Source organism: Pontibacillus chungwhensis BH030062, from assembly GCF_000770675.1.
GTDB classification, from domain to species: Bacteria; Bacillota; Bacilli; order Bacillales; family BH030062; genus Pontibacillus; species Pontibacillus chungwhensis.
The window spans coordinates 40,972-53,256 of the sequence record NZ_AVBG01000005.1; the positions used below are offsets into that span (position 1 = coordinate 40,972).

10 protein-coding genes and 1 riboswitch are annotated in these 12,285 nt (G+C 42.0%); of the genes, 7 read left to right on the forward strand and 3 right to left on the reverse strand.

From position 1 onward, the window contains the following. The first annotated feature begins 22 nt into the window (after positions 1–22). Entirely contained in the window at positions 23–1,693 is a 1,671-nt protein-coding gene (treC, locus tag N780_RS08295; RefSeq protein ID WP_036782323.1) for an alpha,alpha-phosphotrehalase, read from the forward strand. Positions 1,694–1,725: 32 nt separating this feature from the next. Beyond that, a complete protein-coding gene (gene treR / locus N780_RS08300; protein ID WP_052114971.1) occupies positions 1,726–2,418 on the forward strand; it encodes a trehalose operon repressor in 693 nt (230 codons plus the stop codon). 523 nt (positions 2,419–2,941) lie between these two features. Here treR and N780_RS08305 read toward each other — a convergent pair. Continuing rightward, positions 2,942–4,252 carry an aspartate aminotransferase family protein gene (locus tag N780_RS08305; RefSeq protein ID WP_036782327.1) on the reverse strand — a complete coding sequence of 437 codons (1,311 nt, stop codon included), beginning with the start codon at positions 4,250–4,252 and terminating at the stop codon, positions 2,942–2,944. A 223-nt stretch (positions 4,253–4,475) separates the two neighbouring features. Between N780_RS08305 and N780_RS08310 the strand changes: the two genes are divergently transcribed. Together N780_RS08310 and N780_RS19485 are read left to right on the forward strand one after the other, a co-directional pair. Next, positions 4,476–5,096 (forward strand): YdcF family protein, encoded by a 621-nt coding sequence (locus tag N780_RS08310; RefSeq protein WP_052114957.1) that lies wholly within the window; start codon positions 4,476–4,478, stop codon positions 5,094–5,096. 303 nt (positions 5,097–5,399) lie between these two features. Then, positions 5,400–5,567, forward strand: a complete 168-nt coding sequence (locus tag N780_RS19485; protein WP_084599462.1) for an aspartyl-phosphate phosphatase Spo0E family protein — start codon at positions 5,400–5,402, stop codon at positions 5,565–5,567. A gap of 51 nt (positions 5,568–5,618) precedes the next feature. On the opposite strand, the gene N780_RS08315 is transcribed toward N780_RS19485, so the two are convergent. Then, entirely contained in the window at positions 5,619–6,812 is a 1,194-nt protein-coding gene (locus N780_RS08315) for a NupC/NupG family nucleoside CNT transporter (RefSeq protein WP_036782328.1), read from the reverse strand. A gap of 171 nt (positions 6,813–6,983) precedes the next feature. Beyond that, positions 6,984–7,085, reverse strand: a riboswitch (purine riboswitch). 524 nt (positions 7,086–7,609) lie between these two features. On the opposite strand from N780_RS08315, the gene N780_RS08320 reads away from it, so the two are divergent. The 3 genes from N780_RS08320 to N780_RS08330 all read left to right on the forward strand — a co-directional run bounded on the left by N780_RS08320 (position 7,610) and on the right by N780_RS08330 (position 10,965). After that, positions 7,610–9,538: an endonuclease MutS2 gene (locus N780_RS08320; protein ID WP_036782330.1), complete on the forward strand. Its 1,929-nt coding sequence runs from the start codon at positions 7,610–7,612 to the stop codon at positions 9,536–9,538. Positions 9,539–9,629: 91 nt separating this feature from the next. Next, complete coding sequence (locus N780_RS08325; RefSeq protein ID WP_036782332.1) at positions 9,630–10,379, forward strand: (S)-benzoin forming benzil reductase; 750 nt, start codon at positions 9,630–9,632, stop codon at positions 10,377–10,379. Between the two features lie 10 nt (positions 10,380–10,389). Next, the gene (locus N780_RS08330; protein WP_332307807.1) at positions 10,390–10,965 is read left to right on the forward strand and encodes a thioredoxin family protein; all 576 of its coding nucleotides are present in this window, start codon (positions 10,390–10,392) and stop codon (positions 10,963–10,965) included. 101 nt (positions 10,966–11,066) lie between these two features. On the opposite strand, the gene alr is transcribed toward N780_RS08330, so the two are convergent. Beyond that, a complete protein-coding gene (gene alr, locus N780_RS08335; RefSeq protein WP_232299507.1) occupies positions 11,067–12,278 on the reverse strand; it encodes an alanine racemase in 1,212 nt (403 codons plus the stop codon). Positions 12,279–12,285: the final 7 nt, after the last annotated feature.

Consider the following 12,285-nt stretch of genomic DNA (forward strand, 5'->3'; position numbering starts at 1 on the left):
CAAAGATAAGGAAGGTGCTCACATGACACAGCCATGGTGGAAACAATCAGTTGTCTATCAAATTTATCCGAAAAGCTTTAACGACACGACAGGAAACGGGACAGGAGACATTCAAGGTATAATTGAAAAATTGGACTACTTGAAAAACCTAGGTGTCGATGTCATATGGCTAACTCCTATTTATTCTTCTCCGCAAAAGGATAACGGTTATGACATTAGCGATTATTTCAATATTCATGAAGAATACGGAACGATGCAAGATTTTGAGCGTCTTTTACAAGAAGCTCACGATCGTGGTATTAAAATCATTATGGATATCGTTGTGAATCACACGTCAACCGAACATGAATGGTTCCAGCAATCGAAGCAATCTAAAGATAATCCTTACCGCGACTATTACTTCTGGAAAGACCCGGTTGAAGGTGAAGCCCCAACAAACTGGGAATCGAAGTTCGGTGGGAACGCATGGGCATACGACGCCGATACAGAGCAATACTACCTGCACCTTTTCGATGTAACACAAGCAGACCTGAACTGGGAAAATGAAGCTGTTCGGAAGAGCGTCTATGATATGATGCATTTCTGGCTTCAAAAAGGGGTCGATGGTTTCCGTTTAGATGTAATTAACCTCATTTCTAAAGACCAGGCCTTCCCGAATGATTATAAGGGAGATGGACGTCGCTTCTATACGGACGGACCGCGTGTTCATGAATTTATGCATGAAATGAATCAAGAGGTATTCTCTAAATATGAAATGATGACTGTCGGCGAGATGTCTTCTACTACTATTGATAATTGTGTGAAGTACACTCGTCCTGACCGTCAGGAACTTGATATGACCTTTAGTTTCCATCACTTAAAAGTAGATTACCCAAATGGGGAAAAGTGGACCGTTGCGAATTTCGACTTTAAAGAATTGAAGAAAGTCTTATCTGAATGGCAAGTTGGTATGCAAGAAGGCGGAGGCTGGAACGCGTTGTTCTGGTGTAACCACGATCAGCCTCGCGTTGTGTCTCGTTTCGGAAACGATACTGTCTATCACAACGAGTCTGCCAAAATGCTTGCCACAACGATTCATATGATGCGAGGTACCCCTTATATTTATCAAGGTGAAGAGTTTGGTATGACCAACCCGAAATTTGATACCATTGAGGACTACCGCGATGTTGAATCCCTGAATATGTATGAGATTCTAAAAGAACAAGGGAAAACGGAAACTGAAATTCTTGCCATACTTGCTCAGAAGTCACGAGATAATTCCAGAACACCGATGCAATGGAATGGTGAGGAACAAGCTGGTTTCACAGCGGACACCCCGTGGATCCCTGTAGCAAAGAATTACAAGGAAATTAATGCAGAAGCAGCTGTAAGTGATGAGAATTCTGTGTTTTATCATTATAAGAAGCTAATTGAGCTTCGCAAGCAATATGATATTATTACATCAGGAGACTACGAACTCTTAAGCTTTGAGGATGATCGCGTATTTGCTTATGCTCGTCATGGCGAAGGTGAGAAATTGCTTGTTGTGAATAATTTCTATGGTGATGAAACGACGTTTAACGTGCCGGAATCCATTGACCTTGAAGAATTCAGGAGCGATCGCATTCTTTCTAACTATGATGAGTCACAGAACGTAAGCCGTACAATTAAGCTGCGTCCTTACGAGTCCGTAGTGTATCATTTAACGAAATAAATGAGTGGTGCTATGTGAAGCAGAATAAATTTATGGGCATTTATGAAGAACTTGTTGATGCGATTAAGATGAACGTGTATAAGGAAGGGCAGACCTTGCCATCTGAAAATGAGTTAGCGGAAACCTTCCAGACTTCGAGAGAGACGATCCGGAAGGCGTTGAATCTGTTATCGCAAAATGGATTTATTCAGAAAGTGCGAGGCAAAGGGTCAGTTGTTTTAGATGTTGATAAATTCAATTTCCCAGTCTCAGGTCTTGTTAGTTTTAAGGAAGTTTCTAAAGCTATGGGCGAAGCGACCAAAACTCATGTGAATGAACTTTCCCTCATTCATCCTTCCTCCTATATTCAAGAAGCGATGCAGCTAGAGGAAGAATCCCTAGTTTGGTATGTAAGTCGTTCGCGAGAATTTAGCGGAGAGAGGATCATTTTAGATAAAGATTACCTTTATTATGGTAGCGTTCCTCGCTTAAGCCGAGAGATTTGTGAAGACTCTATTTATGCATATCTTGAAGGAGAGATTGGTTTAACGATTAGCTTTGCGAAGAAAGAAATTACGGTAGAAGAACCGACTGCTGAAGATCGCAAGCTATTAGACCTTGAAGGGTTTGCGAACGTAGTGGTGATTAAAAACTACGTTTATCTGGATGATGCAACGCTTTTTCAGTACACTGAATCAAGGCACAGACCAGACAAGTTTCGATTTGTAGACTTTGCCCGTCGTTAACGAGTAGAGCGAGTGTGACATCCGCCGGATGTTACACTCGTTTTTTGTTTAATGAGAGTGTTTCCGTTAGCATTAGTTGAGTGTAAGGCGGGCCTGGAAACCACTCGCTTTCCTGTGGGGAGCTGGTGAGCCTCCTCAACGCTGGAGCTAGACTAGGCTCTTCTGCCCGCGGGAGTCTCGCAGTTTCCAGGCCCGACTCTACCAAATAGGGGGAGACGGAAACAAGCCACTTGTAGATTCAGATAGGCATCCGCAACGCCCAAGCAGCGGGGCTGTTCGTACTTCACATGGCAAGGGTGTCGTTCCCCAGACACCCCCAGCACTCACGAGAATAACGGTCCCATTCTAACTTTGGTGTCTCAGCTGCGAGTATTTAAGATTCCTCTACTATATACTAGAAAAACACCGTTCAGCAAAGGAGGCTGAACGGTGTTTTTCTATGAGTTTTGTCGATGCTTCCGGCCTACAGGGGTGTGGTCATATAGTGCCGGTTGGTCGACAACGGAAATGTGGTAATAGATGATCAGAATACGCTGATGGATGCTTCGTATTCAGTTAGGGCTTCTTCTAATATAGCCATTCCTTCGTCAATTTGAGCTTTTGTCATAGTAAGAGGTGGAATTACTCGGATGACTTCAGTTTTGTTGCCGCAGAAGTAGAAGAGTGCTCCTTTTTCTAAGGCAGATTGTAAGATGGTCATCAGCCCTTCGCTGTCTCCTTCTCCTGTCACAGGATTCACAATTTCGAGACCAAGCATCAGACCGACCCCTCGAACGTCTCCAATTACGTCGTGTTTCGTGGCTAGTGTCTGAAGTTTTTCGTATGCATAGGCCCCGACTTCTTTCGTATTGTCTAGCAACTGCTCTTCTTGTATTACATCTATAACAGCAAGTGCAGCGTTACAGGCAATCGGATTTCCTCCGTAGGTCGTGGCGTGGGAACCAACGGGCCATTTTTTCATTAGTTCTTTAGAGGCGACTGTGGCACTTAATGGGAGTCCTGAAGCCATCGCTTTGGCTACAGCCATAATATCTGGTGTAACACCAAATGTATCGGCGGCAAACCATTCGCCCGTTCTTCCGAATCCAGTCTGAACCTCATCGAAAATAAGCAAAATGCCGTGTTGGTCACACACTTCGCGAATTTTTTCTAGCCATGCTTTTGGAGGGACAATGTAGCCTCCCTCTCCTAAAACAGGCTCTAGGATTATGCAAGCTACTTCCTCAGGTGTTACCTGGTGCTCAAACAGGGTTTGGAAATCTCTTTCTAGTTGTTTCACGCAAAATTCACCAACATCCTCGCCGTCAGGACATGCCTTTGGATTAGCGTACGGTATTTGGTAGGTTAACCCATTTGGTTGCATGAATTTACGATATTTACTTTTAGAGGTGGATACTCCTAGTGACCCCATTGTTCTGCCATGAAAACCTCCTGTAAAGGAAACGACGTACGGGCGTTCAGTTGTATATTTTGCTAACTTTAATGCTCCTTCTACAGCTTCCGTCCCGCTATTAGAGAAGAAAAAGCAGTCCAGATTTCCGGGCATGATTGCAGCTAATTGATCCGCTAATGTAAGAAGTGGTTCATACATAATAACGCCTGATGGCCCGTGAGTTAGATGATCTGCTCCATCTTTAATCGCTTGAACGACTTTAGGGTGCCGATGCCCTACATTTGTCACAGCTATGCCGGAAGAGAAATCGAGATATTCTTTTCCATCAGTGCCGTAATAATAGCATCCTTCCTCTTTTTCAACAGGAAGATTTGGGAAGTCTTTAGCCATTGTTGGAGCTAAGCGGTCGTGTATTGATTCGAGTAAATGCGTCCATGTCATTTTTGTTCCCTCCGTAACTACGTTCGATTGATTGTATTAATAAATATACATTAAAATTAATTTATATACAATATGCATAAATGAATTTCCCATATTTTTTTTAGTAGACTTTTGCATCTTAAATCATAGTTCCTCTTCATGACTTTCGGACGGTTGCAGAATAGAAGAGACCTGTTATACCCTTAAAAAGGTGCTAGAATGCTAGTGAGAAGGGGAACGAACATTGAAAAGATTATTTATGTTACTATTCTGGATCGGCTTTCTTTACGTTGCCTACATAGGTTACTCAATTTGGACATTTGAGGGTGAAGAACGACTTGAATCCACAGATGCGGCTATTGTACTTGGGGCAGCAGCTTATCATGATAAGCCATCACCAGTTCTAAGAGAGCGTGTGAATCATGCAGTTAAGCTATATGAAAAGGGAGATGTAGACCATATTATCTTTACAGGGGGAAAAGGAGATGGTGCTCCTTTTGCTGAATCAGAAGTAGCTCGTGACTATGCGGTAGATATGGGCATTCCTAAGCAGAACACATTTGTGGATATGACCTCGAAGATTACAGAAGGGAATATCATCAATGCTAAGCTTATCGGACAAGAGCAAGGATTTGAAGATTACACCCTAGTCAGTGACCCTCTTCATATGAAGCGATCCATGGCGATTGCTAACCAAATAAACCTTGATGTCGAAGCATCACCGACTAAAACTTCGGCCTATCAATCTTTAGAAACAAGGGTTCCTTTCTTTTTAAGGGAATGGGGTTTCTATTTTCTCTATAAAGGCAGTATCGTTATCCCTGACAACTGGAAGCCAGATGACTGGGTCCCAGTAAACCGATAAACAATCCTGCTTTAGCAGTGTAAAGACCTACAGCGTGCCAGACACCCTTTAGTGTTGTATTGCAGTGAAGGGTGTCTGGCACGCTTTCGTACGTTAATGTGTGCGAGGTTATAGGGCTTTAGAGGTGAATGTACATTCACTTGTCATTATTAGACATCAGACTATTTACTTTTTGTGAGAGTGGCATTAAAATATAGTTTAAATAAGTATATAAAACGAATCTTTAGTGTGAATTTTCACGCAATTCAGTTTAAACATCCTAGAGTAGACAAGCTAATCAATCCTTCATTAGGAGTGGACAACTTGAATGCAATTTTATCAACCCCTGAGTTAATTGGGATGGAAATTGAAAAGAAGCGTAAGGAAATGGTTGATAGCGCCATACAACGTGGGTTTAATGACGAATACACGCTGCGATTAAGCCAAGAATTAGATCAGTTAATTAATAAGTGGAACGCCATAAACGAATAGGGGCTCAAATTGAGAAAGCACATGCATACGAATGCATGTGCTTTCTTTTCATTATATGAACATCCCTACAAAGACAGCTGTAATAAAGCTCGCTAGTGTTCCGCCGATAATGGCCTTTACACCAAGCTGTGCTACCTGACTCTTCTTAGAAGGCGCTATAGACCCAAGTCCAACAATTAACTGGCCAATTGAAGACAGGTTAGCAAAGTTACATAGAGCTACCGTTAGAATGGCCATCGTTTCTGGCTTTATGTTCTCTTGTCCATCAAGCATCATGTTAAAGGCGATTAATTCGTTGGCTGCAATCTTGGTTCCGATAATGGAAGCAGCCTGGAAAGCATCACTTACTGGAATTCCGATTAATAAGGCAAAAGGATAGAGAGCGTAGCCAAAGATGGTTGCTAGATCAAGGTCAACAATCCCTAGTATTCCGTTCACTAATGCCAAGATGCTTATGAATGCAATCAAAAGCCCTCCAATATTTAAGGCGAGCTTCACGCCGCTCACGGCTCCATCAGAAATGGCTTCTAACACATTTACTTGTTCAGGTTTTTCCATGATGATCTCTTCATTTAACTGAGACGTCTCGCTCTCAGGTTCTAAAATTTTAGCAATGGTAAGAGATACAAATGGCACGCTGAAGATTGATATGAGCAGGTATTTCACATCAATCCCCATCCCTGCATAGGCCACAAATATTGCCCCACTGGCCGATGCCGTTCCACCAACCATAATGGCAAACGTCTCAGAGCGCGTCATTTTACTTAAATAGGGTTTAACAAGAAGGGGAGCTTCTACAACCCCAAGCATTGTATTTCCTACAGCACTAAAGGATTCTACTTTGCTAGTTCCTAATATTTTACCAACAATAAATCCGATGCCACGGACAATAAATGGGATAATACGTAAATAATAAAGTGCAGCGATTAGAGACGATATAAATATAATGACAGCTAGTACATTAATCGCAAACACAAATTGAATATTTGTACCTTCTCCAAACAATCCACCAAAGACGAAGTTAATTCCCTCGCTACTAAAATCGATTACATGCTGGACGCCTTTAGCTGCGACATCTAGCATTTTTTGTCCAAAGGGAACTTTCAGCATAAAATACACAAATAATCCTTCGAGCACGAGGCCGACTGCAACGGTACGCCATTTGACAAGCGTTTTATGGCTGCTTAACAACCAAGATAAAAAGATAATTCCTGCTAACGAACCTATTCCGAATAAAATGTCCATTCTTAATCCTCCTGTAAAATCAGTGATGTCCATTCATTCAAAACCTTATACGTATTTGGATGTATGACGTCAGACCTCTTGAGGGGTATAAAAAAAGCACCCACGGTCTTTGTCCTACAAAGAAAGTGGATGCATGTACGTAGACGTAACCAAATGAAGATCATTCGGCTATTATATGCAGACTTTCCTTATAGTCCGGCAATTTACGGTTGCCAGGTAGAGACTTATGGACCCTATTTCCATAGATATATAAGGTGTTTGTATGAAGTTGAATACGAGTAATATAGCAAACTCCTAAGTTGGTGACAATAGATTTTCGAGATGTCTGAAGATGGAGAATAAATAGACTTTTTGTCAGGAGGTTTGACAGTACGGTATGAATCGTTTACATTATATTATATAAGCGAAGAAATCATTCAATCGAAATCACTCTTGAAGGAGTATGTTTTATGAAGGTCGTTGTTCTTAACTAACCGTTAACTTAATACGGACCAGAAAAGGTTTGAAAAAGCTTGCAATCAGGCAAGTTTATTTTTCTATACACTTTTTTGGGAGTTAAGAACAATGAATCATAGCATAACTAGCAAGGTGTACCTCAGGGCTATGACACATGTGTCATAGCCCTGTTCTATTTTCTGTACACGTCTGCACTCGATTGAATGATGGAATCGAAAGTTAGCTGCAATGATTATATTCATTGCAGCTTTTTTTATTAAAAAACACTTTACTTGAATAAAGCGTGCCAGACACCCTTTAGTGTGTTAAAGCGAACTGGCGTGTTGAGGAGGATATAGAAGTTGAACCAGAAGACGTTTGAGGTATTGGATTTTTATACAATTTTGAATGAGGTAGCGCGGTTTGCGTTTACGGAAAGAGGGAAGGGAACGATTCTCTCATTAACGCCATCTTTTAATCAAAAGCAAATTGAAAGGTGGCTTGAGGAAACGGACGAAGCGAAGGAGATATTGAAGATTAGCAGCAGTGTTCCAGTTCATAGCTTGGATGACGTGAGTCACATGATTGACCAGGCTAAAAAAGGAATGTTTTTGAGGCCGGATCAGTTTCAGCAGTTGCAGTCGTTTCTTGATCATTGCGGGAAGTTGAAGCGGTTTATGAGTGACAAAAAGTACGCTGCTCCTACTGTTGCTTTATATGCAGAGTCCATTGAAGATTTAAGTGATCTTGAACAGGAAATTCAAGGTTGCCTTCGCCATGGTCAAGTGGATGACTATGCATCTAAAGAATTGTTGAAGATCAGAAGACAGAAGCAGAATCAGCTTGCTGAAATTAAAGATCGGATAGGCCGCTTAGCCAAATCCAAGAAGCTATCAACCTATATGCAGGAGCATGTAGTTGCAGAGAAGAATGGTCGGTTTGTCCTTCCAATCAAAGCAAACTATCGGAATAAAATCAAAGGAACGGTGCTCGATTCTTCTTCTTCTGGAGCTACTGTCTTTATTGAACCAGAAGAAGTCACGCGGTTGCAGGAAGAACTCGGAATGACAAAGTTAGCTGAAGAGCGGGAAGTAGAGCAAATCTTATACTATTTGACGGCACTAGTGTTGGACCAAGAACGAACCCTTCACATCGCTATGGAAACGATGCATCAATACGACGTCATTTTTGCGAAAGCGAAATATAGTATAAGCATCGAGGGGCGAGCTGCCATGTTAAATACGGATTATAAGATTCAACTGTGTCAGGCTACACACCCACTTATTCATGATCCTGTTCCGCTCACTATGTCGCTTGGAGAAGACTACCATGCCCTTGTTATTACGGGTCCAAATACAGGCGGGAAAACGGTCACCCTGAAAACAGTAGGACTCCTAACGGTTATGACACAAGCCGGATTACACATCCCGGCTCAGGAAGGAACCAACCTTCATATTTTTCAGCAATTGTTTGTCGATATAGGTGATGGGCAAAGCATTACCGAAAACTTGAGTACATTTAGCTCTCGTCTTGTGAACATTATTGAGATCCTGCAGGAGACAAACGATCATACCCTGGTGCTGCTTGATGAACTTGGATCAGGGACGGATCCGACGGAAGGGATGGGGCTAGCCACAGCTATCCTGGATCAATTGTATGACAAAGGTGCGATGCTTTTAGCTACAACTCATTACAATGAGATGAAAGATTTTGCGGAATTGCGAAATGGCTTCCTGAATGGTTCTATGGAATTTGACATTGAAACGCTTCGTCCGACGTATCGCCTTCTCCTTGGGACAACTGGTAAAAGCCAAGCCTTTGAGATTGCTCTCAAACTTGGCATGCACCCGGCGATCATTGAGAAAGCTCACGAGATCTCTTATAAAGAAGAGAAAAAGTATGACATGCGTGAGGACGCAGATGCTAAAACAATGGAAAAGCAAATTAAAACGAATGCCTATGCTAGAAAAACGTCCAAGAAAAAAGACCGTAAAGAGGAGAGCATACCACGCTACAACATGGGGGATAATGTTACGGTTCTTGCTACTGAAGAGACAGGTATCGTTTATAAAGGGCCTGATGAAAAGGGAAACTATGTGATTCAAGTAAAAGGAGAGAAGCGAACCATTAACCATAAGCGGATTGCGCTTCATATCCCAGCAGAAGAGTTGTACCCTGAGGATTATGACTTTGATATTATTTTTAAATCTAAAGAATACAGAAAGATTCGTAAGCAATTAGACCGCAAACATGTAGATGGACTGACGCTCGATGAAGAGGATGAAACGTGATTTCAGGTTTACGGATCGTTTCTTTTGTGAATGGGTTAAGGGGTCCGCTATACTGAAATGAGAAAAGGAATAGCTATTTGGAGGGATCTTGATGAACATTGCTGTAATCACAGGTGTTTCAAAAGGGCTCGGTGAGTCTATTGCCGAAAAGATGATGGAAAGAGGCACACATATTATTGGAGTGTCCCGTTCGGGTAATAAGAACTTGGAGAAACGAGCAGAAGCGAATGGAGTGACGTATACACATTATGCGTGCGACTTGTCCTCTCAAGAGGAGTTGCTATCCGTGTTCTCTTCGATTGTAGAAAATGTGAAGAATCAAGCTCCTGAGAAAGTCTACGTTGTAAACAATGCGGGCGTAGTTGAACCGATTGATCGCGTAGGGTCTCTAGATGCCGATCAGGTCGTCAAACACGTTCACATCAATTTAATTGCCCCCATGTTAGTAACTAATTTAGTTGTGGAGAAGTTAGCAAACATTGATGTGGATATCATAAATGTCACCTCTGGAGCCGCTAATCGACCTGTATATGGCTGGAGCACATATGGTGGTACGAAAGCAGGCCTGAATTACTTTACAGAAACAACTGCGTTTGAACAAAATGAGCGGGGCACGAAGCACAGAACAGTGGCCTTTAGCCCTGGCGTGATGGATACAGATATGCAAGCCGATATTCGCTCCTCTTCAGAAGAAGCTTTTGCTGATGTGGAAAAGTTTAAAGCGTTAAAAGAAGAAGGCAAACTTCGATCAACTTCCGTTGTTGCAGGAGGTCTGATGAAGCTTCTGGATGAAGGTTTCGAAAGTGGAGAGGTTTATCGTGTGGACCAGTTATTAGACTAAATGAGGTGAAATGATCGTGCAGTTAGAAGAATGGTTTGAGAAGGGGATTCGTCCTCAAGAATATGTAACCGCAATGGAGAAACACCAAGAAAACTTCATGAATGTGTATCAGTCATACCAATTACCAGATGACCAACAATTTTTTGATGATCTTAAAGTAAAACAGCTTCGGGTCATTGTTCTGACAGAAGACTGGTGTGGAGATGCTATGATGAACATCCCTATTCTATTAAAGCTATCAGAAGCATCCCGAATGGATGTCCGTTTCTTGAAAAGAGATGAGAATCCAGAGCTTATGGATCAATACCTCACTAAAGGTACGTCTCGTTCTATTCCCATCTTTATCTTTATTAATGAAGATGGAGAAGAAGAAGCGGTGTGGGGACCCCGCGCTGCGAAAATTCAAGAAGTTGTTGATGAGGCCCGTGAGAATATGCCGGATAAGGACCATCCAAGTTTTGAAGAGAAGCAGAAAGAAATGATTCTTTTCCTAACAAAAGCTTATAGGGAAAATGATGAATTCTGGCAGGAAGTTTACGCAAGCTTAAAGGAAACTCTATCCTCATTAGAAATAAAAACGAAATAATAATAGATACTAGAAAGCCCTGAGTTTAATAAACTCAGGGCTTTCTGCTTGGCACTTTTTAAAAATCTCCTAAAGAAAGCATGTAGAGATGAATTAGCTGGCTATAACATATTGTATCGAACTTTCACCTGAGCAGCTTGGTAAATACGAGGCACTCGCTTTCCAATTGAACACGTAATCTCATAGTGAATGGTGCCCGTTAATGCAGCCATTTCATCTGCTGTGGGAACGCTTTTGTTTCCATCTCCAAATACAGTTACTTCATCATCAGGAGAAACTTTACCAATGCCGGTGACATCGATCATCGTTTGATCCATGCATATACTTCCGACAATCGGGACTACATGACGATGAATGGACATTGTTCCTTGATTGGAAAGAAGTCTTGAGAGTCCATCAGCGTATCCGATCGGCAACGTGGCAACAGAAGATGGTCTCTCTGTTTTGAACGTGCGCCCATAGCTAACGGGTGTACCGGCTTCTAATTTGTTCACAGCTGCTACTTTTGTTTTAAGTGTCATAACCGGGGTGAGATCGATCCATTCTTTCAGGTGAGGGGAAGGATAGAATCCATATAAGCTAACTCCCACTCGAACCATATTTAAATGCATCTTTCTATGAGCAATCGTTGTAGCACTATTTGCGCAATGTTTGATCGGAATATCAATCCCTTTTTCTTCAATGTCATGGACAATGCTTTGAAATTGGTCAAACTGCATGTATGTATATGTAGGGTCTTCATTATCGGCCTCTGCAAAATGAGTAAAGATCCCTTCAAGGTCTACTAGAGTAGATTGGTGAATAGCCTCTGCAAGTTGAATAGCTTCTGTTGATGTAGAAACTCCTATTCGATTCATGCCCGTGTTTATTTTTATATGAACTTTGGGTGTCTTATTCATCCGTTTTGCTGAGGCTTCGACTTGGTTGAGTATGTCGTGCGTAAAGATCGTGATCGTTAAATCGTGAATAACAGCGGCTTCAATGGACCGGGGCGGAGTATATCCTAATAATAGGATCGGTTTATGGATGCCGGCTTTTCTAAGCTCGATCCCTTCGTCCACGAAAGCAACTCCAAGCCAATCTGCTCCGGCATCGATTGCAGTTTGGGCAACTTCCACAGCTCCGTGTCCATAACCATCCGCTTTCACAACAGCCATTAAGCGGCAAGCAGGATTGGTGTGGCTTTTAAATGTATGTACGTTGTGAGAAAGGGCATCCAGTGAAATATCTGCCCAAGTGTCTCGGTAACTGTGTGGATTGATCATTGGATCACTAACCTTTCTTAGTTGATATAGTTGTTTTGTTGAGTCCATAAAAAGA

Coding starts and splice junctions, on each gene's coding strand:
- treR (WP_052114971.1), top strand. CDS start 1,726: ATGGGCATTTATGAAGAACTTGTTGATGCGATTAAGATGAACGTGTAT.
- N780_RS08325 (WP_036782332.1), top strand. CDS start 9,630: ATGAACATTGCTGTAATCACAGGTGTTTCAAAAGGGCTCGGTGAGTCT.
- N780_RS08305 (WP_036782327.1), bottom strand. CDS start 4,252: ATGACATGGACGCATTTACTCGAATCAATACACGACCGCTTAGCTCCA.
- N780_RS08315 (WP_036782328.1), bottom strand. CDS start 6,812: ATGGACATTTTATTCGGAATAGGTTCGTTAGCAGGAATTATCTTTTTA.
- N780_RS08330 (WP_332307807.1), top strand. CDS start 10,390: ATGATCGTGCAGTTAGAAGAATGGTTTGAGAAGGGGATTCGTCCTCAA.
- treC (WP_036782323.1), top strand. CDS start 23: ATGACACAGCCATGGTGGAAACAATCAGTTGTCTATCAAATTTATCCG.
- alr (WP_232299507.1), bottom strand. CDS start 12,278: ATGGACTCAACAAAACAACTATATCAACTAAGAAAGGTTAGTGATCCA.